Raw genomic sequence first — 25,068 nt, 5'->3', positions numbered from 1 at the left:
TGTTCACCCCGCGGCTGTTCGGATTCCTTGCAATGCTTTGGACATTTCAACGATTTGCCGGGCTAAACCTTTGATTCTTTGCAGCACGGACGCATCGACGACTTCATGCCTGTCGTTAAAATGATCCCGGTGCGCATACACATAATCCGGGGTCACATAAGCCCGGAAGTACCCGGCAATCGGCTTCAGTTGATTCTCGATAACCAGGAAGTGCTGATAGGTCCCGCCGGTGGCGATAAAACCGATGACCTTATCCCTAAAAGCATCCGGAGGCAGCAGGTCAAACACATTTTTAAGCGGGGCAGCCATAGACGCCTGAAAGACCGGTGTCCCGATCACAAAGCAGTCTGCCGATAAAACGGCTGCCATTACTTTTTGCGTATCAAGGTTATACGCCGCCGGATTGCGGCCGTCGCAAAACTGCACCTCATAATCTCTTAAATCCAGCATTTCCGTTTTCAGGTCCGGCTCCAGAAGCGCCGCATGTTTCACGACCTTTCTCACAACCGAGCTTGTTTTTTCTCCAATAATGGTCCCCGATATCCCGAGCATTTTCATTCCGGTTCTCATCCTTTCAAGCTTTGTGGTTCAGCCATGACCAGCCGGTCATACAAATGCGTTTTCATCCGCCGCAGGAATGGCCTGCTTCCGGCTACAGCCATCATTTCAGGCTGGAAGGCCTGCACATAAGGTTCCGGAGGCTCTATTCCTTCCAAGGCCACCTGACGATGCAAAAACAGCATACTTCCGGAAGAGCCTGCAGGCACAGCGCATGCTAATATCGCATCGTTCTCGAACGCCCAAATGCGCTTCATCCAGATTTCGCTGTCATGCTGTCCCGAACCGCTGACTGCAATGATATCCGCCCCTTGCTTGGCCAACACGCGATAAGCTTCCGGATAATCGGCATCCCTCCCGGTCAGAATACCCACCCTCCCGAAAGGAACTTCAAAGGTGCGGAATCCGGTGCATTCCCGATGGAGCTTGTGATGAACCTGTTTATAGGAACCGACGACCCCTTCAGGACCGACTAAGTACATGGCACATTCTCCCGAATCAGATGCCAAGACGCTCAGGGCGATATAACCTCGGAATAACCCGGCCAACAGCTGAAGCTCGTGTAAAAGCTTTTCCGCCCGATCCGTTCCCAAGGCGCCCAAGGCGGCTGTACCGATCTCAGGAAGGACATATAAACGATTGGTGGTCATTAAACGCGGCTGAACCGACTCCAGCGATTGCCTCAATTGATCGAGGGTTCCAGATCCATCCCCATTCATGTCCAGCGGAAGGACGACGACTTCAAATGGAGACGGTTCTCCGATTGGACGCGTTTCCCCTTCTTTCCAAAGATACGGGTGAAGCAAAATCTCCTGATACGCTTCCGGTCTCCGGCCTCTCAGGATTCTCTTTCTCTTGTCCGGATCAGCCCGAACCGTCCCGTAGACAATCCCTTCACCCGATATCAGCGACTCCTGAACGGACCCATCGGCATCGATAATTGCGCTTCCTCCCGTAAATCGGGCGCCTCGTTCCGTATCCGAGCGGTTCGCCGCAATCCAGCACAAACCATTCTCCTTCGCGCGCAAGCACCAAGTCTTGCTTGGTCCGCCATTCCCGCTGCCAACCCAGTTTGTCGGAAAAGCGATCACGTCCGCTTCTTCTAACGCCGCGATCCGGGCAGGCTCAAAGTACATCGCATCCATGCAGATCAGCATAGCTATGTTTCCTATGGGGGTGGAAAAGACAGGAAACCCCTCATTGCCTTCCCTGGCCCATCGCGGATCGGCTGCGAAGAGGTGCGTTTTCCGATAGCTCCCAACCACGCCCTCCGGCCCTATAAGAACGGCGGAGTTATAGTACGCGCCTGTGGAGGGATCGACTTCCGGCAAGCCAGCGACGGCATAGCAGCCATACTCCCGGGTTACAGAGCAAAGGGCTTCCGTAGTCGGACCCGGGATCGTTTCGACATAGGGGGCGATTTCCTCCCGGTTCTTCCACACATACCCGCTGGAGGACATTTCCGGAAATACGACGAGCCGGGCGCCGTTTGCAGCCGCTTCCCGGAGAAGACAGGCCATGCGCTCGCGGTTCAATGACGTGTCCCCGAGCGACGGATTGAATTGAATCGCCGCCGCTTTGAAACCTGACGGAATGCGCGCTTTCCTATCCATGCCGGGCCACCACCAGGGATTCATTCGCCCAATCGATCAACACCACTTCCTCCGCACCGTTCCCGACAAGCACCCGGGTATCCGAAGTCAATTCGCCAACGACGGCGGCGGTGATTCCCTCCTTGGCAAAAATCGATAGGATCTCCTCCGTATGCTCAGCATCCGCCGCCAGAATGAAACCATACCCGGGAAACATTTGCAGCCATCGTTCGAGCTCCACGGCCTCCGGTTTCGGCACACGGTCGATATGGACATAAGCACCGCAGCCGGCATTTTCCGCCAGCATCGCAAGTGCTCCTAACAATCCTGCATTGCTGATGTCTCTGGCGGCGACGGCCAGCCCCTTCTCCGCAATGGCAGGAAGCAGCTCCAGTTTTTTCAACAATGCCCAAGGTTCTTTGGCGCTGGTGCAGTCCCACTGTAAATAATGTTTATAAGGGGTTCCATCCAAATCTACCGCAGCGATCAAAGCTTGCCCGGCCCTGCCGCTCGATGCCCGCAGAAGATGGGTGGCTCTGCCGATGATGGCCGTCGCCACCCCTTCGGTTTCCTCGGGCAAATAATGCCCTCCGACCATAGGCACCCCCAGCTTGCGGCACCCTTCCGCCATTCCCTCGGCGATCAAAGAAGCTGTCGCTTCATCCGAAGCGCTCAGCATATTCACCATAGCCACAGGCCGACCGCCCATGGCGTAAATATCGCTTACGCTTACGAGCACTGCGCAGTAACCCGCCCAGAGCGGATCCTCCCTCACCAGCCCAGGAATGATTCCGTCACACGACATCAACAAGTAACCCTCGGCACTTGGAAGCACGGCGGCATCATCGCCGATCGGGTCCAGCATAGCATTTGGATCCCACTGGAACTTTTGCAGGGGAATCTGAATATCCTTCTTTCTGCGAAATCCGGAGGATTCCGCCAGGTGGCTCACAAGCCTGCTTAACTCATTCATTCGACAGCACCCTCCGATACAAGTTGATATGACCTCCGGCCGTTTGCGGCCAAGTATATTGACGGGCCGTCATTCCGGCATTTTTGCGCAAACGGTCGGCCAAGGCGGGGTCATGGGTTAAACGAAGCATATTGGCAGCGATAGCCCCTGAATCCATGGGATCTGAAAGCAGCGCGTTATGTTCATGCGTCATAAATTCTTGAAACACTTCAATATTGGAAGCAACAACAGGAGTTCCGCTGGCCATGGCTTCAAGAATGGACAGCCCCCAGCCTTCCTTGATCGAAGGCTGAAGATACACATGCGCTAACCGGTATAAATGCTTGACTGTCCGATCATCGGGAGAGGGGATGATGCGCACGTCCGACCTGATCTCAGCAGGCAGGCTTTCCAGCAAACGTTCGAACCCGGTACGATAAGGCCGGTAATCGAACAGCGTCGTACCCCCTGCGATGACAAGCACGGCTTGAGGAATACGCTGTTTTACTTCAACAAAAGCCCGAAGCGTTTCGATCGTGTTTTTGCGGGGTTCGATGCCCCCAATGGTTAAGTAAACGATCTTCCCCTTTAAGGGGGCCAACGTCTCCGTATCGATGGAGCTTTCATCGGAAGTGAAGAACCGCTCGTCCACGCCGTTGTGGATCACCGTCGATGAACGCGAATACAGGCTTTCCAGCTTTTCCTTCCAACTTTGGCTGACCGTGACGATGGCCCTCGGCTGAAGCACCGATTGATGCTGGCATTCCACCAAGGCCGGGGTAACGAAATCGTCCAAATGATGGACCGTACGAAGAAAGAAGGGAACGAGGCCCTTCTTTCCAAGTCGGGTCAATGCATTGGCGCTGATACAATCCTGCGCATGATGAATGTCGAATGCCTCCAACCGCTCCTTCTCTAACGCGTCGGTATACGTTTCGATGTAACGAAGGATGCGGTCTTCAAATCCTTCATGTTCCCTGGTTTCAAACGGGAACACAGTTGTTTCCGTACCCACCGGACGGTAAAACTGCTTTGTGCCGTTTAAGCCCAAAGCAAAGACCGTAACCGAACATCCCTGTTCCTTCAGTGCCTCGGCTAAGGCCAGCGTGTGTACCACCCCGCCTCTGGGCTTTGTGTTGTAGGTATATAGAGCGACATTCACCTGACGCCACACCCTTTCGTACATATCACCTATGCGCTGGCAGCCGCCGTGGAGCTTTGCAGCAGCCCCGCGTATTGAACGACCTTGTTCACGCTGTCTTCCGCCCCGCCGATCGGCCGGATATGGATGCCCCGGATGCCTTCGATCTGCCGAAGCTGCTTAATCAGTTCGGCGGCAATATGCAGGCCCTCTTCGCTCGAGTCTGAAGCGGCGAGTCTTGCATGCAGCGAATCGGGGATCACAACGCCGGGAATCCGAAGCGCCTTCCCTACATGATCGGCATTACGCAGAGGCAAGATGCTGGCCATGATAGTGACCCGCTCATGCAGTCCGCGCCGCCTTGCCTCTTCCATCCATTCTCCGATCAGGTCCATATCGAAAACCAACTGAGTGCGAACAAAGCTCGTTCCGCTGTCCGCCTTCGCCTCCAAACGGTCAATGAGTTCCTTAATCGGTTTGCCGGCAATATTTTCAACCGTACCGATCGAAAATTGGGGAGGCTCCTGCATCGGCGTTCCATCAAAAAGCTTCCCTTCATCGGAAAAAATTCTGGCGTAGCGCACGAGCTCCATCGTCTCCAGATCATAGACTTCTTTGGCGTTTGGCTCCGTACCTACCTTAGCCGGGTAACCTCCCAGGATCGTAATATTTTTCACTCCGATGGCGGCAAGCCCCATCAGATCGCTCTGAATTCCCATTCGATTCCGATCGCGGAGGTTGATTTGTACAATTGGCTCCACGCCGACCTGACGTACGAAAAAGGCGCCGACTACCGGCGAAAGCCTGGCGATCGCAAGCAAATTGTCGCTTAAATCGACTGCATCCACATATCCGCGGTAACGTACCGCTTGTTCAACGAGGGGGCGAGGGTTCCAATCCCTCGGCGGAACAAGCTCGGCGGTTACCGCGAAGTGATCGGGATTCAATCGCCCTTTTTCCAAAAGGATCGTCATCGTTACCCACCTGCTCTTTCTGACGGAATGATGATTAAATTTGGAACGTACTCAGAATAAACGCTCCAGCCCGGGAGTATTCAATGAGACAATCCTGAAGATCAAGCGGATGAACCGGGATCGTCCCCTCAATGAGGTCTTCTTCGCGCAAACCGTGCAAACCGAGACCGAACCGGCACACGTACACTTTTCCGCCTTCTTTAATAAAAGTCGCTAACGATTCATTGTAATTCAGCTGGCCTCCGAAAGCGGCGCTGCCGACCGTAGGGAAGCCCCGGGTAGCCATCGCATTCATCGCGCCGGTTCCATAAAAATAAATGGCGGTTTCGTACCCTTTGCGCTGGGCGCGGATGGCCTGCAGGATGGCTACATAAGACAGGGACGACTCATGGGCAATTCCGTGCACCAGCGCAAGAAACTTTTCGCCGGGATTGGCCTTATAATCCGGAAATACCTTGGTGCCGCCGTACAGCTTCGTCCCAACCGGCAAGGACGGGTGCGGAATTTCATTCATCGATTTCAATTCGTTCTCAGTAAAGTTGGCAGTCATAGATTCATCTTCCTCTCGATATTTTTTATATGGTTAAGGGCTGGGCCCTAAGCCAGCTTGCTGAAATATTGCTCTTGGGCGTTACCCCAGAAGATTCTCTCTTTGATTTCTTCAGAGATACGCGCTCCTTGAATCTTCCAAAACTCGCTTTCATAGTCGCTCCAAGGCTCGTCGCAGCCGAACATAATGCGATCGGCGCCTATCCCTGTCCGATCGACCTCCTGAAGCAGCTTGCGGACAGCAAAGCCGATGGCCCAGCTCGTATCCAGATAGACCCGGTAGCCGCCTTCAATCAGCTCCGACCAGCGGGAGAGCAGCCGGATATGCCCGCTGACGCCGCCGCCCATGTGAACAAGATGTATTTTCAACTCCTTGCCCCACCGCTTGATGATTTCAAAAAATCCCAGTATATCCGAGCCCCCGCCCGGGCTGGTATGGAAATGAATCGGAATATCCTTTTCCATCGCCGCCCGAAAAATCGTTTCGTGCAGCTTCGTCGTCGCCTCATCCCACTTGCGGGGGTCGGCTGTCCCTCCAAGCAGATAGCTCATCTTCAAAGCGGCAATGCCCGGCTCCTCCAAAAGCGTAAGCGCGTTTTCAGTCAGCTCCCGATTTTGCGGAAGTCCCGAAACCCATAAGGCTCCGGCGACCTTGCCTCCTCCCTGCCGGCATAAGCGCACGACCAGTTCATTGTGGGAAAAGGGTTGAGCCTGAACGGGAATACCGTAGTTCGGAATAATCAGGGTCTTCTCCATACCGCGGCACTTCATGAAATGATCCAGCTCTTCCGCCGTTGCAGGGCCGGGATCGGCGGGCGAAACCGGCACCTCCGACTCATAGAACGGCCAAGGCTCCAGATGGCCGACATGATTATGCACGCTAAACACCTTTCGGCCAAATCCCATGGTCAGCGGAATATCGTGTGCATACTCCTCCGGTACCCGGGCGATCGATTCAACCTTGGATAAACTGACGCCGCTTCCTGCCTGATGCATCATACACATGCAAATTCGCCTCCATGATGTGATGCGGGTGATCATGTATCCAAATCAGTCCGCCCACCGTTTTCCAACCTAGCTTTTCAAAAAGCTTCACATTTTGCTGCTGCACTTTTGCCAAAAAACGCCGTACGCCCCGAAGCCTCATTTCTTCTACAGCGGCTTCGATCAAATATACCCCAACCCCCCTCAACCGGAATTCCGGTTTGACGGCAAGTCGTCCTCCCCACCATAGGGTAGGGTCGTCGTTGTCTGCGTAGCAGCGAACGGTTCCCATTAACGTCTCTCCATTCTTCCAGGCGTTAATGTAGATCGATGCCGGATCGTGCTCATCGGCGTCGGTTCCATCGAATAAATGCTGTTCGTCAACAAATACCTGCCGCCGCAGGGACAATGCGGCTTCAAGCTCATGCTCCGTTTTGGCTATACGCACCTGACAGCTTTTCATAGGCCCACCCCGGATGTCCCCCATTTTTCGAAGGAGGAGAGGGCCGAGCATGCTCCGCATTTTGCGCAGCCTGCTTGATTGGCTTCAGACGATAGCCCCTCCTCTGCCAAAATGGCGGCCACATTGCGATAGGCCTCCTCCATGTATTCGCTGGTTGGCGGCAGGGCATCTTCCAGTAACGTTCCTTGCAGCGGCCTTAAAGGGACGACGAACGGATAAACCCCAAGCTGCGCCGCACGCCGGCAGCCTTCCAATATGTTCTCGATACGCTCCCCCATTCCGAGGATGACATACGTGCTGACCTGATTTCTGCCGAAGACGGATACGGCCTTTTCGAACGCTCTAAAGTAGGTTTCCAGAGTGATCGCAGACTTGGACGGCATCATCCTGCGGCGAACCTCTTCATCGAAAGACTCGACGTGAAGCCCTATCGTTGTGGCCCCCGCATCCTTCAGCACCTGATACAGCGCCTCGTCATCGGGAGGCTCGCATTGAACCTGTACCGGAAGCCGGCTGACCTTACGGATGGCTTTGACGCATTCAGCCAAGTATAACGCTCCCCGGTCCGTCTCGTTCGGCGTGCCGGTTGTCAGCGTAACCTGCTTGATGCCGTCCAATTCCTCAGCCGCCTGGACAACCTCCGCCAGCTGCTCGGGTGTTTTCATGGCGACGGTAGTTCCCGCTTCCAGAGAGTGGCCGATCGCGCAAAACTTGCATCTCTGACTCGGAGCCCACCGGATACAGCTTTGAATAACTGTGCTTGCCAGCACATCGGAGCTGTGAAGCACCGCTATCTTGTTGTACGGAATGCCGTCCTTCGTTGTCCGGTCATAAAATTTGGGACGAGCGACCGGATCTACATACATCAGCTTTTTGCCGTTATATTGCAAGGTCAGCCCCTTTTCCGTACGAACAAGGGAGTAGGGCGAGGAGACCGCCGGACCGTTGAAGGTCGGCACCATCACCGTCCGGTCTCCCAGCATAAACGCCCGGTCGTCCGACGGGCCCGCACCCCCGCGTCTGCCGCCTTCAATAAGTCCGTTCGTGCGCAAGCCCTTGTTCTGAATATCCACCAACCAGTTGGAGCGGGATTGGCTCAGTATTTCTTCCCTTTCATCAGCATGATCATCCGGAGTCATAGTACCCATCCCTTCTTTCATTGACGTCCAATTTATATTTGTTAACTTATATAACATATATTACTGAATAATTTGTAAAATCACCTCATCCAGTACGCGTTTTTTTTACTCATCCACTTAAAATCCATAAAATACTTTACATCATTCGTAATTTAAAAAATAAAAACCAAATTTATGGAAGAATACATTACATTGATGTATAATGATGACGTGTAATGATTTTGATTCGAGCAACAATCCGATGGTTAGGACTGCATGCTCAACCGTATGGAGGATGCTATGGAATGGAAGCCAAACAAAGTAGAAAGCGTGCCGATCTATAAGCAAATTGCCGATTATATGGAAACCCGGATTATGAACGGGGAATATCCGAGCGGAAGCTGTCTTCCTTCGGAGCGTTTTCTCGCGGCAGAACTAGGCGTGAATCGCGGAACCGTCATCGCGGCTTATGATGAGCTGCTTGCGAGCGGACTCGTCAAGAAGGTGAAGGGGATCGGCACGGTAGTGAGCCAAGCGTTATGGGGAGAAGGACCTCAGAAGCGAATTCCGAATTGGGGGCAATATGTAAAAAGCGGCTTTTTCCAGATCAATAACCCGATTAACCAGCAAATCTATCAGATTATCCAGTCCAGAGATCACGTCATCAATTTCGCTATCGGGGAATTGGCGCCCGATCTTCAGCCTGTCAAGCTCATGCAGGACATCCATCGTTCCATGGAAATCAACGACTACTTGGGTTATGAGCACATGCAGGGGAATATAAAGCTGCGGGAAACGATATCCGCCCACCTGCGGAAATACAGGCGCATTGAAACGACCCCTTCCTCCATCATTATTACTTCCGGCGCCCAGCAAGCGCTGCATCTGATTATTCAATGTCTGTTAAAGCCCGGGGATGCCGTAGCCATCGAAGACCCGTCCTATGCCTACTCCCTTCCTATCTTTCATTCGGCGGGTTTAAAAACGTTCTTATTGTCTCCCGGCCGGGAAGGCATCGATCCGGATGAAATCATCTCGTTATATAAAAGAACCCGGGTCAAAATGGTGTTTTTGAACCCTACCTACCAGAATCCGACCGGGACCACCATGTCTGAAGAAAGAAGAAAGAAAATCATCGAAATTTCCACCCAATATGGCATTCCTATCGTCGAAGATGACCCTTACAGCATTACCGGTTTTCAAGAACAGGCCATTGCACCGCTGAAATCGTTGGATCGCGACGGCGCTATTCTGTATATCAGCTCGCTGTCCAAAATTGCGGCGTCCGGTTTAAGAATCGGATGGATTGTAGGACCGCAGCCTGTCATTGACCGTTTAGCCGATGCCAAACAACAAATCGATTTCGGTCATCCGAATTACCCGCAATGGATATCGGAACGGCTGCTTGCATCCGAAGGTTTTGATGCGCATATCGGTCAACTTCGCGCTGGATTGAGGGACAAACGGGATCGAGTTGTAGAGGCTTTGCGTAGCGAGGTAGGTTCATACATAGAATTTATCGAGCCTCAAGGCGGCATTCATTTATGGTGCGGACTAAAAGGGGAATGCGATGAACATGCGCTTTTCAGGGAATCGATTCAAAACGGCGTTATTTTTGCCCCTGGCACCACACTCGGCTTCAAGAAAGGCTTCATGCGATTTACCTACAGCCGCACCGAGACCCAAGATATCCGGGAAGGCATCCGGCGGTTTGCCGATGCCCTTAAACGTGTAATGAAATAGCTTAACCGGCAGATGGCGGCCAAACTTTTGTGCGGCAAGGAGCTAAAAATGATGATCACAGAAGAGACAGACGATAAACCATATTCAATGATTTATCGTCCAGTCTCATGCTTTTTTCTATATCAGGTACCGCAAAAGGTCCGGTAAGGACGGGCTGATGGCGCAGGCGGCGTGGAGTACTCAGCCTGTTCGGGGGAGTGCGCGTAGGGGCTCGAAAGAGCATCAAGAAACCGCTCCATCACGCTGTAGTCTCCCTGGTTCACCGCGGCCTCCAGCGCTTCTTCTGCCCGGTGGTTGCGGGGAATCAGCGCGGGATTGCTGCTGCGCATCAATTGATGCGAGGAGGCTTTTGATTCCTGCTGCCTGCCTAGTCTCGCCTGCCACAGCTTCATGCCACTGGGCAAAGCCCGCGGTGCCAAAAAGAACCGCATCCTCGGGCTTATCAAACGTCAATGCGCGGAAGGTATTGGTGTAGTCCGCACGATGCTCTTTCATCAAATTGAGCAGCTCTTCAATAAGGGATTCATCCTGCTGTTCTTCGTTAAAGATCCCCAGTTTTGCCCTCATTCCCGAGAGCCAATTGCGGCGATACAACTCGGTAAAATCTGAAATCGCAGCCTGGGCCAGTTCTACAGCCTGCTCCTCGTTGGCATGCAGCAGCGGCAATAAGGTTTCAGCAAATCTCGCGAGATTCCACGCGGCAATATACGGCTGATTGCCATAGGCATAGCGGCCATGAATGTCAATGGAGCTGAATACCGTTGCCGGGTCATAGGCATCCATGAAGGCGCACGGACCATAATCAATGGTTTCCCCGCTGATGGCCATGTTGTCGGTGTTCATCACCCCGTGAATAAAGCCGACGAGCTGCCATTTGGCAATCAGCACGGCCTGACGCCTGATCACTTCTTTTAGCAGGGAAAGATAGCGGTTCTCATCAGCCTCAACTTCCGGAAAATGTCTTTGCAATGTGTAATCAGCCAGAGTCCGGAGCTCCTCCACAGTACCCCAATTTGAAACGTATTGAAAGGTTCCGACGCGCAGATGGCTGGCTGCCACGCGGGTCAGAATTGCACCAGGCTGCTCGGTTTCACGCCTTATGGACTCGCCGGTTGTCACCACAGCCAAGCTGCGGGTGGTTGGAATACCCAGCGCATGCATCGCTTCGCTGATGATGTATTCGCGCAGCATCGGCCCAAGCGCCGCCCGGCCATCGCCAAGGCGGGAGTATGGCGTTTTACCTGAACCCTTAAGCTGAATATCGACCCGCTGGCCCAGGGGTGTGATCTGTTCGCCAAGCAGCAGAGCCCGGCCGTCCCCCAGCATGGTAAAATGCCCGAATTGATGCCCTGCGTAAGCTTGAGCCAGAGGCTCGGCGCCTTCGGGAATCCGGTTGCCGGCAAGCGCCGCAACGCCGTCATTGCTTTGCAGCGCTTGGACGCTCAACCCCAGGGACGCTGCCAACCGATCATTAAGAATGATCAACCTCGGTGAGCGTACAGGGGTTGGGTTAAGCCTGGTAAAGAATGATTCCGGCAGGCAAGCATAACTGTTGTCGAAGTTCCATCCTGTTTCAGTTGCTGCTTTTTTCTCTGTCATCGTATCTCCTTTTTCATTTGTCTTTTTGTATCCCCTCATTGAACTATACCATAAGTCGGGCTCATGTTTATCGTATGGAGGTATAGAGCGCCGTTCAACAAAGAAAAACGCCCCTTGGCGGGACGTTTCGGTTAAAACGTAATGTACAATTTTTGACGAATAAGTGCAGGAAAAGCTGCTGTACTCATTCATTAATTTCGGATTAGATAATCAAATGCGCCCAGGGCTGCATTAGCACCCGATCCCATTGAAATAATGATCTGCTTATACGGACTGTTCGTGCAGTCGCCTGCAGCAAACACGCCAGGTACGTTCGTAGCGCCGTGGCTATTCACAACGATCTCCCCGATGCGATTGCGTTCGACCGTATCGCCTAACCAATCGGTATTGGGTACAAGACCGATCTGAACAAACACGCCATCCAGTTCAATATGCTGAACCGTTCCTGTATCGCGCTCAATATAGGATATACCGTTCACCTTGTCGGTACCGGTAATTTCTTTGGTTTGAACGTTCTTCAGAACAGTGACGTTAGGCAGACTGTAAAGACGATCTTGCAGTACAGCATCAGCTTTCAGCTCCGGCATAAACTCCAGAACGGTGACATGGCTCGCAATGCCTGCGAGATCAATGGCCGCCTCAATACCGGAATTACCGCCGCCGATCACCGCTACGTGTTTTCCTGCAAACAAAGGACCGTCACAATGAGGACAGTAAGCTACACCTTTGTTCTTGAACTCCTCTTCTCCGGGTACGCCTACATTGCGCCAACGGGCACCCGTTGAAAGAATTACGGTCTTGCTCTTTAGAACAGCACCGTTTTCGAGCTCGACTTCGATGAAATCCCTTTTCTCCAAACGCTTGGCGCGCTGTGATTTCATCACATCGATACCGTACTCTTTCACGTGCTCTTCAAGACTCGCTGCGAGCTTAGCACCTTCGGTATATTTAACGCTGATAAAGTTCTCTATACCTACGGTATCCAAAACCTGACCACCAAAACGTTCAGCAACAATGCCTGTGCGAATGCCTTTGCGTGCCGCATAGATCGCCGCACTTGCACCAGCCGGGCCGCCCCCGACAACAAGCACATCGTATGGAGCCTTGTCGGCAAAATCCGAAGCATCCGGAGCACTGCCCAATTTGCCGAGAATATCCTCAATTGTCATGCGACCGCTGCTGAAGAATTCACCATTGAGGTAAACCGTTGGCACGGCCATGACGTTTTTGCTTTCTGCCTCCGCTTTATACGCCGCACCGTCAATCATGGTATGCGTAATGCCCGGATTGAGGATGCTCATCAAGTTCAGTGCCTGAACAACATCGGGGCAGTTGTGGCAACTCAGGCTGATATAGGATTCAAAATGATATTCGCCGCTGATGTTTTTAATCTGGTCAATGACGTTCTGTTCAACCTTTGGAGCTCTACCGCTAACCTGCAGCAGAGCCAACACCAATGAAGTAAATTCGTGTCCCAGAGGGATACCGGCAAAGGTTACACCGGTATCTTCCCCCACACGATTTACACTAAAGCTCGGTGTTCTCGGTAATGTGGCTTGTTCAACCTTAATTCTGGAAGACATGGTGGCTAGTTCATCCACCAAGGCCAGCATGTCCTTAGACACCGCATCGGAACCTGCGCTGACTTTGATCAGCACGTCGCCTTCCAAGAGTTGAAGATATTGGTTAAGTTGTGCCTTAATGTCTGCGTCCAGTACCATTCGACCAGCCCCTTAAATCTTTCCTACAAGATCAAGGCTTGGCTTAAGCGTTTCAGCACCCTCCTGCCATTTTGCCGGGCAAACTTCACCTGGATGATTTCTTACATATTGTGCTGCCTTGACCTTGTTTACAACAATGCTTGCATCGCGGCCGATGCCGCCGGCGTTAATTTCAATGGCTTGGATAATACCGTCCGGGTCGATAATAAACGTACCGCGGTCAGCAAGACCTTCCGACTCGATCAGCACATCGAAGTTGCGGGAAATCGTATGTGAAGGATCTCCGATCATAATGTAAGTAATTTTGCCGATCGTTTCCGAGCTGTCGTGCCATGCTTTATGAGTAAAATGGGTATCGGTTGAAACGGAATACACTTCAACCCCGAGTGACTTCAAGGTTTCGTATTGGTTTTGAAGATCTTCCAGCTCGGTCGGGCAAACGAATGTGAAGTCTGCAGGATAGAAGCAAACTACACTCCATTTTCCTTTAAAATCGGCTTCTGTTACTTCGATAAATTTACCATTGTGATAAGCTTGAGCTTTAAACGGTTTTACTTCAGTTCCAATGAGAGACATAATTCATTCCTCCTAAATGTAGTTTGAAAATTATAAATAGCTGTTTATATTGATTTCGCTATTTATAATGATTCTTATTTAATTATATAGACATGATATCACTGACAGCCCATTTGTTCATGAAGGAACTATGAAGACAAAATGAAACTTTTATGAAGATTGAGGGATTCATCGGAAATACGATAACCCATTCCATAAAATAAGGTGCCCATTTGCTTATGATCTTATGTTATTTGTTTAAAGCGTTCCGTCTTATCCCATACCGGTTCAAGCTTAGAGCGTTTCAATTTGATTTGGCAGTAGATGCCTCTCAGAAATAAAAACAACCAGAACTGAGCGTAAGAAAAGTACATCAAGAACGAAAAAAGCAAGTCAATTGGGGTTATTTTTTTGTCGGACATTTGCGCGGTCACCAGCTGCACAAAGTACATTAACCAGGCCTCAAACCAAAGGATGAGCAGCGGCACGGTCGAGCTCCCTTCCACATGTCCAAAAAGCCCAAGCACGAACCACAAATCCGAAACGAGCAGAAACACGACAAAAAGAATATACACGGTCAGTAATTGTACCGAATGAATAACATTTTTCCCCTTGAACAGCCGGGGATTCTTTAACGTTTTCTCGATCAAATAAAGGTTTCCCTGCATCCAACGCGTCCGCTGCCGCAGCCATATGCTGAAGCTCTCGGGCTCCTGTTCCCAAGTGCGGGCTTCCGGCACGATAGGCAACAGACCACCCAAGTCCGTTAAAGTTAACGTTAAATCTGCATCTTCCGCTAACGCGTAGGGATCATAGCCGCCTGCTTGGGTCAATGCATCTCTTTTGATGACAAGGTTCGTTCCCGTTAAAGAGCCGAGCTTGAACATCCCCCATCGGCCTGATTGCATAAGAAGCTGAAAAGCTGAAAATTCCAAAGCAATCATACGAGTCAACGCATTCTTGGTCTCGTTGATCGTCTTCACGTAGCCAACTGCTCCGACTGCTTTAGGCGTTGTCTCTGCAGCCTCCACGAGCAATCGTAACGCTTGCGGCTCAGGCTGATTGTCAGCGTCATACACGGCGATATATTTGGATTCGCTGATAGATACGCCGTAGTTCAGCACCCGAGACTTGCCTTTTGGCGTGCCTGGCGGCACCTGGATATAATGGATATTCGGAAACGAGCCCGCGTAATACTGCGCAATCTCACCGGTTTCATCCTGTGAATTGTCGTTAAGCAAATAAATTTGGACGTCTCCCGGATACTCGATTTTGCTCATAGCATGCAGTGTATCCGCAATGACAATGCCCTCATTGTGAGCCGGGATCAATACAGCGACGCTGGGATAAGATTCTAACCTCACGAACTGTCGTTTCTTGGAACGGTATAACACCCCGGATATCGTGAGCGTCGAGTAATAAAGCAGCAGCAGCCAGAAACTGATTGATATCGTGGTGAGAACTATTGTCATCATACGGCTTTGCCCCCTCTTAGAGGGGAAATCACTTTTTCAAATTGTTCCCATTCGTCAATCGCCAGCTCGTTCACCGTGATGTCGAACAGCTCCGGCTTCAAGCTGCGATCTTCTGCAATCTTTTTATAAAACCGGTCTAACACTACTTCTACGCCTGACTGATTCGTGTTCGTTAACAATATGATCGCCCGATGTCCGCCGTAATTACCGACGAGGTCATAATTTTTTCTTGTGGAATCCAGCAGCTTAGCCATCATCTTCTCATAAACGACACGCTTTTTGTATTGGGGGTCCTTGCTGTACATATGTAGTTCGCAAATGATGTAATAGCCTGTTTCTTTGCGGCGCTTCATACCGGAGAACAGCAGCTTTGCTCTTTCCATAAACTCTGCAAATGTTAACACGCCTGTCACAGGCTCCAGCTTTCTTAATGATTCAACCTCTTTTTGAAGCGCCAACGAGCGTTCCCTTAATTGATTGATATGATAAATCAAAAGCCAGACGGCCGTTGCCCCAAGCGAATAAATAAGCTGTACCACAAGCTTCTCTCCTTGGAACCATACATCAACCGTTTTGCCCCAATTTGCTGCAATGTTATAAAATGCAAGCCCCAAAACATACGCAATCAATGCCGCAAAACCCGCCATCGGACGAAAAATAACATTAATCAAGCCGATAATCAAGAGCGAACCGGCCATAAAAATGAGCTCCGGCTTTGTCAGGTAACTAGCCGCAAGCAAAAATGACAAAATGACGAAGGATAACATAAAACACAAGTTAAATTTATTCATAGAGTGTCACCTTACAGCAGTAAATCGTTGTTTAAACTGTAGTATAAAATTAAACCGTGCATGAATCACTGCGATTCTAGACGGTTCTTTATATTCGATCTTATGAATTGGTAAACGTTCTTTGGATCAATGAGGTGAAAGTTGAGATATGTGCTTCCATCAGGGTACGCGCACCCGCCGCATCTTTTTTCTGCGATTTTATCGATGATCAGCTGATGTTCAGCAATGCTCCTTGTCCGATACGGAGGAAACGAAGAAATATTGCATAAGAAAAAGTCGTTTAAATCCCATTGGCTTCGTGTCATGTGAAGCAATTTCTCCGAACGGGACATTTTGAGAAGCTCTCTGTAATGACCGGACGTCTGGAAACCTCAAGGTCATCAGCGACTCATAAGTACGAATCGTTTTCGATAATGATATTTCCCTCATTACCACAATAACTCCCCACCTTTGGGTCTGTCAATAATTTTGTGTAAACTCATGTATAAAGGAATCTGCCCTAGGGGAGATTGGCCCCTTACGGCAAGTGCTGCCCGATTCGATCCGGAAAGAAAACGGATAGCTGCAGCAGCATCTGTCCCCAATTTTGGACACGCCCCGTCCATTTACGGGTGACATCCATGGTTACAAGATAAAGCATCTTCAGAAGAGCCTCGTCGCTGGGGAAAATGCTCTTTCCCTTCGTTACCTTGCGAAGCTGACGATGATAGCTCTCAATCATATTGGTGGTGTAGATGAGCTTGCGCAGTTCGGGAGGGTACTTGAAGAAGGTAGCCAGCTCGTCCCAATTGCTGCGCCACGAACGGATGATGAGCGGATATTTAGCGCCCCATGTTTCCTCGAAACGATCCAGCTCCACAAGCGCCATCTCCTCCGTCGCCGCTTTGTAGATCGGCTTCAGATCAGCTGTTACCTTCTTCAGATCCTTATAGGACACGTAGCGAGTCGAGTTGCGGATTTGGTGAATGATACACTTTTGAATCTCCGTCTTCGGATAGCAGGCGGCAATGGCCTGAGAGAAACCGGTAAGATTATCGACACAGGTGATGAGAATATCCTGTACGCCGCGATTCTTTAGGTCGTTTAGGACGCTGAGCCAGAACTTGGCCGATTCGTTCTCGCCGATCCACATGCCCAGCACATCCTTGTTACCATCCAGATCGATGCCGATGACCATATAGGCGGCCTTGTTCACAATAGCGCCGTCTTGCTTGACCTTAAAGTGAATGGCGTCAAGGAAGACGACGGCATACACGCTTTGCAGCGGACGGTTCTGCCACTCCTTGATGAGCGGAACGATTTTGTTCGTGACGTTCGAGATCATCGTCGGCGAAACGTCGATACCGTACAGATTCTGCAGGTGATCTTGGATTTCCCGCGTGCTCACGCCTTTGGCGTATAAGGCGATAATCTGATCTTCGATGCCGGTGACGTTGGATTGGTGCTTCTTTACCACGAGCGGCTCGAACTCGCCCAGACGATCCCTGGGCACGGCAATCTCCTGATCGCCGTATTCGCTGGTGATCTTCTTCTTGCTCTTTCCGTTGCGGCTGTTGGTCGTCTGTTTGTTCTTCACGTCATGCTTCTCATAGCCCAGATGCGTTTCCATCTCGGCCTCCAGCATCTCTTGCAGCGTCTCGGCAAATAAGTCTTTCAAAGCATTCTGCGCGTCCTGTGCGGTCACCAGCTTGTTCTCCTTAATGAAGGCCCTAAGCTGCTCTTTACTCCATAATCCCATGTGTGCTCCCCAACCTTTCTATTACTTTCATTTTATCAGGTTTGAGAGTTTACACATTTTATTTTACAGACTCCCACCTTTCTATCTATATTAATTATACATAATTTTTGGATATATACCTTAGTTTATATGAATGTGAAACCATCTTTTATCGATTCCTTCGGTTAACTAGATAAATACCGAATACGATCAACACCGATCCCAATACCTGAGACTTCACCTTATGAAACCGCCGCGAGACTGATGACAATGACTCCAACAAAGCCCAGAACCAATCCTATTGATTTTTGAATGGTAAGAGGCTCGTTCCAAGAAATGACCAGGAAGCAGTTTCCCGCCATTTCGCAGGCGGCATTTCTGCAGACAATTCGAGCACATAATGAATGGATTCATGACGGTTGGGATGCCTAGCAGCCGAACCCCGCATCTCAAGTGTTGGCGGATTCAGCGCAACCTTGCGATTGCGGTTATGAAGTGACCTCGCGTATTCCACAGGCCTCCCCAGATAAGAACGTCATCTTTCCGCCCGCGCTTGCCCAAGGTTACGACTGCAGTCCTTGGCAGCTTTGGATTTCATCATGCTATGGTGACTCATCCGACTGCAACCGCCTCTAATTGGGTTCGTGTACCTCAAGCCGTGCGTTTGCCTCCAGCTTCCTTCAGATTCCGCCTCGCGACGGACATCCTTGCTCTTGGCTAATGGTAGGCGCTTGCCAGCCCCCATTCCGAACTTTCACCGTAGAGATGACGCCCATGCTGGGCGTACATACGGCAAAAAAGCTTGATTCCGCAATCAAGCTTTTTTGATACCCAGAATATTTCTCGCCTCAGCCGGAGTTGCCGTTTCTCTTCCAAGCTCCAAAGCATATTCGATAATTGCGCGTTACTCTTCACCAACTCTTTATACTTAAAATAAACAATAATAACTTCCATCGAGCTTCTTCCTGTCCGTCAAGGCCCCATTCGAGCAGCCGTTTCAGATCGCTGGCTTTTTATTTACATCTGCAAAGTTAGTATCACCGAGAACGTACGTAAGTCTACCGTCGAGCGCGTTTTCCGCCTGATGCTTATTAAGCAAGCCCTCCCAACGCGCAACGAAAAAGGCGGCGACAGCATACCCTATAATATTGACTGTTGTCCGATAATTTCCCATGAATCGGTCTGGCGCAAGCATCAGGGCGACTGCGGCCATCGGTATGGAACCTGTTGCCGCCGCAGTTGCTGACAGTGCAACAAATGCGGAGCCCGGTATTCCAGCCATCCCCTTGGACGTTAACAGCAGAACTCCCAGAAGCACAAGCTGTTCGGCAATGCTCAAATCGGTGCCGGTTGCTTGGGCGAGAAAAACCAGTGCCAGCGATAAATAGATTGAGGCCCCGTCCAAGATTGAACGAATAACCTGTAGGCACCACAAGTCCGACAACAGCGCGATTGCAGCCGGCGCGTTCGAACTTATTCATCAGCTGCGGCATGACCGCTTCCGTTGAACCTGTTGCAAACGCGAGAAGAATCTCCTCCCGGACGTAGAGAATTAGTTTCCAGAGACTGAGACCAACGTATACCCGCATGATGATGGCTAATATAATGAGAAAGGCAAGACACGCGACGGTCATGGCAATAAACAGTTTACCGAATGAAAGGAGCGTGTTAATCCCGTACTGACTGACGGCGAAGGCCAATGCGCCAAATGTCGCTAGCGCCGTAAGCTTCATGATATAGCCCATAATTTGAAACATGACTTTGTTGGCATGTTCGAGGAAATCGACCAGAACCTCCGACGTCCGTCCGCCAATATGGATGATTGCAAAACCGCATAAACAAGATATGAGCAAAACTTGCAATATCGAATTGTTTGCGAACGCTCCGAGGGCGCTTTCCGGAATCATATTCAGGAAGAAATCCGTCGTGCTGGGAAGCTGCGAGCCCTTGGTCGCTTTAGTGACTGCATCCGTTGATAGGGTATCGGTATTGACATTCATTCCTGCACCGGGATTCATTAAGTTTGCAACGACCATGCCGATGATCAGCGCCAAGGTTGTTACGATTTCGAAGTAGAGGATCGTTTTTCCTCCCATTCTTCCGACGGCTTTTATGTCACCGACCTTGGCAATACCAACGACAACAACTCCAAAAACAAGTGGTGCAATAATCATTTTGATCAGTTTGATGAAGCCATCGCCTAGCGGCTTTAGTGCAACGCCGATGGTCGGCCAAAAATAGCCCACCAAAATACCCGCGACGATCGATGCAATAATCTGAAAAAACAGGCCTTTATAAAAGGGCTTCTTTATTTTCTCAGTTTGCGCATGCATAATTCTTTTTCCTCCTCCTAACCTTTTGCGTAATTTTACATAACATTAATTGTTTATTTATATAACTTATTATAATGAGTTTGTTTTACGCATTCATCATGCGGAATGAACAAAATTAAAATTTTCTTTGTTTGCATTGCACAAAATCTGCTTTATGAGATATATTTTTGTTAATTTATATAACATGAAACGCAACGAATTGATGGGCGGCAATCCCTCTATCCGCCTGGATCAAATGGAATCGGGTAAAAAAAACTACGGCGGCATGAATAACTAACAGGATCTTCCTAACGGTTTGTCGAAGTAATTACGGTCAAAATTTCCAAAGGAGTTGACCCGCATTGCTTTCCAAAAACCGTCTGCGTCCACAACGGAGAATATACTTTAGACCTGAACATAAGAATTGTCCTCACTGCCAACAGAAATTACGTCGTTCACATACAGCATGGAATAAGAAAATCGCCACATTGAAAGAAGTCGTTCACGTTTGGAGCATGGCCTACCATTGCGAAAATCCAGATTGCCCGAAGCCAGGTGTATACTACAAATCGGCGGAAGCAGAAGCAATAAGCATGAAGCATTCTCCTTACGGCTTCGACGTTGTTTGCCTAGTTGGTGAACTTCGCTTCAAACGGCATATGACCCGCAAGGAGATTGCGGATGAATTGAACGCGAGAGGTGTTCAGACATCCGAACGGAGCGCACAAAATCTGTATGAACGGTATCAAACATTGCTTGCTGCTAGTCTTACTGAACATACGAAGAAAGTGCTGGCTGAAGTCACAGAACAAAACGGCGGTATTATCTTGTCTATGGATGGCGTCCAGCCAGAGAAAGGCAATGAGACACTTTATGTAATTCGTGAAGTATTCAGCGGTACTGTCTTAATAGCAAAAAACATGAAAAGTGGTTCATCTGCCGAGTTACAAACGCTCATCCAACCGATCATCGAGCAAGGCTATCCGATCGTCGGTATTGTTAGTGATGGACAGCAATCCATTCGTCTAGCGATGGAGACGCTTTTGCCCGATGTGCCTTATCAATATTGCCAGTACCATTATTTAAAAGACATCGCGAAACCGGTTGTTGATGTCGATCGAAAGTTAAAGACCGAGCTCAAGAAAAGCATGCGCGGCATTCGTGAAGTCGAGCGGAAAATCGAACAGTCGGATTCACAAGAAGCAAGCATCGCGAAGGGTTACGTTGCTGCCGTACGTGCATTGCTCTTGGAAGACGGAAATCCTCCATTAGATTTACCCGGTATGCGTATCTATGAACAGGCCCAAGCCATTCAAGCGTCCCTTCAAAAATGCTTGGATAAAAAAGGGGGCCACCCTACTTCAAAACGTTTTCAGAATATTTAGTAAAGTCGATTCCCTTCAGCAACAATACGAGAAAGTCGCTCGCTGGATGAAGCCAATCCGTCACATTGCAGAAATCCTTGAACCCAGCATGGATAAGACAAGCAAGACAGTTGAATGGGAAATGACAAAGCTGTTGGATTGGGTTCGGCTTTCCTATACCGAAGAGAATGATCTGGAAATGGTTAACAATCTCCTTAGTTACAGCAAGGGATTCTGGAAGGGACTCTTCACTTGCTACGATCATTATCATGTGCCAAGAACGAACAACGATCTGGAACGCTTCTTCCGAGCTACGAAGACACGACACCGTCGGATGACCGGGCTACGCAACTGGAACGAATACATCTTACGGAATGGTGAGATGGTTGTGCTCGTTGATGATGGACTTAAACAGGAAAACCTAATCGCCCGTTTAAGGATGGTCGACTACACAAGCTACAAGAAACAGAAAGAAAAATGGAATAACCGGTTGAGCGATAGTGTTATGCGCAAACGGTTTAAACGCGATCCACAAAATTATCTTAAAAATTTAGAAAACCAATGGCTCAAATAACATGTATGTTATTCATGCCGCCGTAGAAAAAAAACGAGTGATGTCAGGAATAATTTCCTGATACCAGCTCGCGACTAAAATGTCCAAATCGACTGTAATCTCTGTTAAAATTCCGATATTTAAAAGCATCAAACCGCGCTTTATCCATAGACCAAGTGAGAGGAGTCATCTGAATCAAAGTTATCAAGCTCCAATGCATTAAGTTTTTTGTATAACATACATGGAATGCATTCTGCAGCTTGAAATGTCTTGTAAATAACGACACCGTTTCTTTATTTGAATAAGCCCTTTTTTCGTTGTTATCAAAGAATACTTCTCGTAGTCCCCACAGCCTAAATCTGCAACCAGTAAAGGATCAGAAGAAACACCAGTATGCTCCCCGATCACTTTCGTAATCTTTTTGTGCACAGCATTGTATAAGTTGCTTTCCATAATGATGTGGCGCCTGGCTTCAAACAATTCCTTCTTGTAATGACTATTAAAAGGATGAGGCGTCAAGTTCAGATATCCATATTTTGTAATATCAAACATGCTGCTTGGAACATATCAGACTCTTAAAATCAACAATTTTCATTGAGCTTTTGCATAGCGGGCACCTAAACGTCGACTCGAATTGACTCAAATGTTTTGCACTTTTAGTTTTTTGGGTCTAAAATAGCCGCCGCAAAATAAACCTCCCCTGTACAAGGGAAAGCAATCCACATAAATAAAGAAAGGCAGAACGATCCGCCTTTCTTCACAATACAGTTTTCTATTGAAATGAAGATTATCAAAAATGGGCAGACTAATCCCTTTTACTCTGTACGGACAAACAGAGTCTTTGAACGTATGAAATTACCGGTTCAAAGTCGGGATACGAAGTCTGATATGGTACATTTTTAATAATCCTCCTCAAGTTTTTATCAAACACCTTAATTATTATAGTGTTCCTATAAGAAAAAGTAAATTAGGGTCGTAGACACGATTTTCCCCTTGTCTAAGCTCCCCGCTGCCGCATCGCTTCAAAGAGCACGACCGTTGCCGCCATGGCGGCGTTAAGCGACTCCGCGCGGCCCTGCATCGGAATGCGCACGTGGCGCTGTACAAGCTGCTGCACCTCTGCGGATACGCCCTGGCCTTCGTTGCCGATCACAAACCATGTGGGGCGACGGAAGTCATAGTCGTAGAAACTGACCGCATCCTCAAGCCGGGTGGCCGCCACCTGGATACCGCGGGAGGCTGCTTCCGGCAGCCATTGCGCCAAGTCTCCCTGTACAATAGGCAGATGGAACAGCGATCCCATGGTGGAGCGCACCGTCTTCGGGTTGTATAGATCGACCGTGCCCTTGCCGAGCAGCACGCCGGAGGCGCCGACCGCATCGGCGCTGCGGATGATCGTGCCCAGGTTGCCGGGGTCCTGAATGCCGTCAATAACAACAACCAGTCCGTCCTGTTCGCTGGCCGAAATCAAATCCGCCGCCCGCCACGGCAGCTTCGGAACAACCGCGAAAACCGGCTGGGGTGTTTGGGTATCCGTGCATTTGGCCAAGACCGCCTCCGTCACCTGAACCAGCTCCACCCCTCGCTCTGCCGCCTCCTGCAGCAGATCGGCACAGGCTTCGGCCCGCTCATCCGAATAAGCCACTACCTCGGGAATCAGATCGGAGCGCAGCGCCTCCTGCACCAAATGAATACCCTCAATCAGAAAGCGGCCCTGCTTTTCCCTTCCCTTACGGCTTTGCAGCTCGGTCCACTGCTTGATCCTTGGATTTTGCACTGAGCTGATGATCGTCTCCGCTCCGCGATTCACTAACGGGTCCTTGATATCCACTACCTGTTCACCTATTCCTCAAAAGTCTTCTCAAATCGCTGCAAATCCGTATTACTTCCCACTACGATAAGAATATCATGGGCTTTAATCGTATCCTCGGCTTTCGGGGCAATATTGATTTTTTCTCCCGTTTTGATACCTATAACGTTGCAGCCGTACCGGGCCCGGATATCCAGCTGTCTCAGATTTTGTCCGATCATCTGCCGGCTGGCCTGAATCTCGGCAATGCTGTAATCCTCGGAAAGCTCGATGTAATCCAGAATATTGGCTGAAATCAAATGATGCGCGACCCGTTGGCCCATGTCCCTCTCGGGATAAATCACCTTGTCCGCTCCGATTTTCTTCAGCACTTTACCCTGCAGCTCGGTCTGTGCCTTCACAACGACCATAGGTACGCCGATTTCTTTCAAAATAATGGTTGTCAGAATACTCGACTGTATGTCTTGTCCGATAGCCACCACCACGACGTCGAAATTCCGCAAGCCGAGTGCGCGGACCGCCTCTTCATCCGTTGAATCCGCCTGTACGACGTGGGTAACGATATTGGAAACTTCCTGAACCCTCTGCTCACTCTGGTCAATGGCAAGTACTTCATACCCGAGACTCGATAAAGTTTTGGCAACGCTGGAGCCGAACCGCCCCATGCCGATCACGGCGAATTGCTTATTCATTGCCATGAGGACGCATCTCCCTTCGCTTTGTTTTATTATATCAAAACGAAGCAGCCTCCATCAAAACTGCGGCGGCCCAAGCATGATTTGAAGCACGGGTGTACATATTAATAAATGGAAAAAGACGAAAAGCGAGGAACATCCGATGAACTTGAGTTTGAGACAAGCCATTATTCAGCGTGTGCATGGCAAAAATGACGATGACCTGAAGGGTGTCATTGAGGATTCGATTGACGGCGAGGAGCGTGTGCTGCCCGGGCTTGGCGTGCTGTTCGAAATGATCTGGAAAAACAGCAGCGCCGATGAACAAAACCAGATGGTCCATACGTTAAAAGAACATCTAAGCCATGCTTCTCCCACCGCATAAAGGAACACAAAAGCGTGCAGAATGACTTCACTCTGCAC

Annotated in this window: 22 protein-coding genes and 2 pseudogenes; 4 read left to right on the top strand and 20 right to left on the bottom strand. The window is 49.9% G+C overall.

Features of this window, described 5'->3' with window-relative positions; genetic code table 11:
• Positions 1-3 precede the first annotated feature (3 nt).
• The 9 genes from EXW96_RS17570 to EXW96_RS17530 are packed head-to-tail and all read right to left on the bottom strand — an operon-like array spanning position 4 to position 8,352.
• On the bottom strand, positions 4-558 hold the full coding sequence (locus EXW96_RS17570; RefSeq protein ID WP_062409596.1) for an NADPH-dependent FMN reductase: 555 nt from the start codon (positions 556-558) through the stop codon (positions 4-6).
• 8 nt (positions 559-566) lie between these two features.
• Complete coding sequence (locus EXW96_RS17565; RefSeq protein ID WP_174351070.1) at positions 567-2,171, bottom strand: nitrilase-related carbon-nitrogen hydrolase; 1,605 nt, start codon at positions 2,169-2,171, stop codon at positions 567-569.
• Positions 2,164-3,123 carry a sll0787 family AIR synthase-like protein gene (locus EXW96_RS17560; protein ID WP_174351069.1) on the bottom strand — a complete coding sequence of 320 codons (960 nt, stop codon included), beginning with the start codon at positions 3,121-3,123 and terminating at the stop codon, positions 2,164-2,166. Before EXW96_RS17560 ends, EXW96_RS17565 begins: the two co-directional genes overlap by 8 nt.
• Positions 3,116-4,288, bottom strand: a complete 1,173-nt coding sequence (locus EXW96_RS17555; RefSeq protein ID WP_217437409.1) for an MSMEG_0565 family glycosyltransferase — start codon at positions 4,286-4,288, stop codon at positions 3,116-3,118. The genes EXW96_RS17560 and EXW96_RS17555 overlap by 8 nt, the downstream gene beginning before the upstream one ends.
• A gap of 5 nt (positions 4,289-4,293) precedes the next feature.
• Positions 4,294-5,217, bottom strand: coding sequence for a methylenetetrahydrofolate reductase (locus tag EXW96_RS17550; protein ID WP_062409599.1), 924 nt, complete (start codon positions 5,215-5,217; stop codon positions 4,294-4,296).
• Between the two features lie 34 nt (positions 5,218-5,251).
• Positions 5,252-5,767 (bottom strand): MSMEG_0572/Sll0783 family nitrogen starvation response protein, encoded by a 516-nt coding sequence (locus EXW96_RS17545; RefSeq protein WP_054817402.1) that lies wholly within the window; start codon positions 5,765-5,767, stop codon positions 5,252-5,254.
• 47 nt (positions 5,768-5,814) lie between these two features.
• On the bottom strand, positions 5,815-6,771 hold the full coding sequence (locus EXW96_RS17540; protein ID WP_083351392.1) for an amidohydrolase family protein: 957 nt from the start codon (positions 6,769-6,771) through the stop codon (positions 5,815-5,817).
• A complete protein-coding gene (locus EXW96_RS17535; RefSeq protein WP_062409600.1) occupies positions 6,722-7,213 on the bottom strand; it encodes an MSMEG_0567/Sll0786 family nitrogen starvation N-acetyltransferase in 492 nt (163 codons plus the stop codon). The genes EXW96_RS17540 and EXW96_RS17535 overlap by 50 nt, the downstream gene beginning before the upstream one ends.
• Positions 7,210-8,352, bottom strand: coding sequence for an MSMEG_0568 family radical SAM protein (locus tag EXW96_RS17530; protein WP_062409601.1), 1,143 nt, complete (start codon positions 8,350-8,352; stop codon positions 7,210-7,212). Before EXW96_RS17530 ends, EXW96_RS17535 begins: the two co-directional genes overlap by 4 nt.
• A gap of 279 nt (positions 8,353-8,631) precedes the next feature.
• On the opposite strand from EXW96_RS17530, the gene pdxR reads away from it, so the two are divergent.
• The gene (pdxR, locus tag EXW96_RS17525; RefSeq protein ID WP_174351068.1) at positions 8,632-10,074 is read left to right on the top strand and encodes a MocR-like pyridoxine biosynthesis transcription factor PdxR; all 1,443 of its coding nucleotides are present in this window, start codon (positions 8,632-8,634) and stop codon (positions 10,072-10,074) included.
• A gap of 122 nt (positions 10,075-10,196) precedes the next feature.
• Here the strand turns inward: pdxR and EXW96_RS17520 are convergent.
• The 9 genes and pseudogenes from EXW96_RS17520 to EXW96_RS27680 all read right to left on the bottom strand — a co-directional run.
• Positions 10,197-11,673 (bottom strand): annotated as a pseudogene (locus tag EXW96_RS17520) (protein adenylyltransferase SelO).
• A 191-nt stretch (positions 11,674-11,864) separates the two neighbouring features.
• The gene (gene ahpF / locus EXW96_RS17515; RefSeq protein WP_062409604.1) at positions 11,865-13,394 is read right to left on the bottom strand and encodes an alkyl hydroperoxide reductase subunit F; all 1,530 of its coding nucleotides are present in this window, start codon (positions 13,392-13,394) and stop codon (positions 11,865-11,867) included.
• A 12-nt stretch (positions 13,395-13,406) separates the two neighbouring features.
• Entirely contained in the window at positions 13,407-13,970 is a 564-nt protein-coding gene (gene ahpC, locus EXW96_RS17510) for an alkyl hydroperoxide reductase subunit C (RefSeq protein ID WP_062409605.1), read from the bottom strand.
• Positions 13,971-14,194: 224 nt separating this feature from the next.
• The gene (locus EXW96_RS17505) at positions 14,195-15,424 is read right to left on the bottom strand and encodes a glycosyltransferase family 2 protein (RefSeq protein WP_074729895.1); all 1,230 of its coding nucleotides are present in this window, start codon (positions 15,422-15,424) and stop codon (positions 14,195-14,197) included.
• Positions 15,421-16,215, bottom strand: coding sequence for a nucleotidyl cyclase domain-containing protein (locus EXW96_RS17500; protein ID WP_074729896.1), 795 nt, complete (start codon positions 16,213-16,215; stop codon positions 15,421-15,423). The genes EXW96_RS17505 and EXW96_RS17500 overlap by 4 nt, the downstream gene beginning before the upstream one ends.
• A 517-nt stretch (positions 16,216-16,732) precedes the next feature.
• Positions 16,733-17,953: an IS256 family transposase gene (locus EXW96_RS17495; RefSeq protein WP_174349650.1), complete on the bottom strand. Its 1,221-nt coding sequence runs from the start codon at positions 17,951-17,953 to the stop codon at positions 16,733-16,735.
• A gap of 696 nt (positions 17,954-18,649) precedes the next feature.
• Positions 18,650-18,886 (bottom strand): hypothetical protein, encoded by a 237-nt coding sequence (locus EXW96_RS17490; RefSeq protein WP_174351067.1) that lies wholly within the window; start codon positions 18,884-18,886, stop codon positions 18,650-18,652.
• A gap of 43 nt (positions 18,887-18,929) precedes the next feature.
• Positions 18,930-19,337 (bottom strand): cation:dicarboxylate symporter family transporter, encoded by a 408-nt coding sequence (locus EXW96_RS27685; RefSeq protein WP_254611464.1) that lies wholly within the window; start codon positions 19,335-19,337, stop codon positions 18,930-18,932.
• A gap of 61 nt (positions 19,338-19,398) precedes the next feature.
• Positions 19,399-20,265 (bottom strand): annotated as a pseudogene (locus EXW96_RS27680) (cation:dicarboxylate symporter family transporter); the annotation flags it as partial.
• Between the two features lie 494 nt (positions 20,266-20,759).
• Here EXW96_RS27680 and EXW96_RS17480 point away from each other — a divergent pair.
• Positions 20,760-21,629, top strand: a complete 870-nt coding sequence (locus EXW96_RS17480; RefSeq protein ID WP_254611176.1) for a transposase — start codon at positions 20,760-20,762, stop codon at positions 21,627-21,629.
• Between the two features lie 46 nt (positions 21,630-21,675).
• Positions 21,676-22,182, top strand: a complete 507-nt coding sequence (locus EXW96_RS17475; RefSeq protein ID WP_054820364.1) for a hypothetical protein — start codon at positions 21,676-21,678, stop codon at positions 22,180-22,182.
• 976 nt (positions 22,183-23,158) lie between these two features.
• Here EXW96_RS17475 and EXW96_RS17470 read toward each other — a convergent pair.
• On the bottom strand, positions 23,159-23,992 hold the full coding sequence (locus EXW96_RS17470; RefSeq protein ID WP_309225136.1) for a TrmH family RNA methyltransferase: 834 nt from the start codon (positions 23,990-23,992) through the stop codon (positions 23,159-23,161).
• 11 nt (positions 23,993-24,003) lie between these two features.
• Entirely contained in the window at positions 24,004-24,663 is a 660-nt protein-coding gene (locus tag EXW96_RS17465) for a potassium channel family protein (RefSeq protein WP_174351160.1), read from the bottom strand.
• A 145-nt stretch (positions 24,664-24,808) separates the two neighbouring features.
• Here EXW96_RS17465 and sspI point away from each other — a divergent pair, with 145 nt between their 5' ends.
• Positions 24,809-25,030 carry a small acid-soluble spore protein SspI gene (gene sspI / locus EXW96_RS17460; protein ID WP_054818864.1) on the top strand — a complete coding sequence of 74 codons (222 nt, stop codon included), beginning with the start codon at positions 24,809-24,811 and terminating at the stop codon, positions 25,028-25,030.
• Positions 25,031-25,068 lie beyond the last annotated feature (38 nt).

Origin of the sequence: Paenibacillus sp. JMULE4 (genome assembly GCF_013337105.1) — a bacterium.
Lineage (GTDB): Bacteria > Bacillota > Bacilli > Paenibacillales > NBRC-103111 > Paenibacillus_G > Paenibacillus_G naphthalenovorans.
The sequence above is the reverse complement of the archived record's forward strand: the minus strand, read 5'-3'. Positions and strand labels throughout refer to the sequence as shown.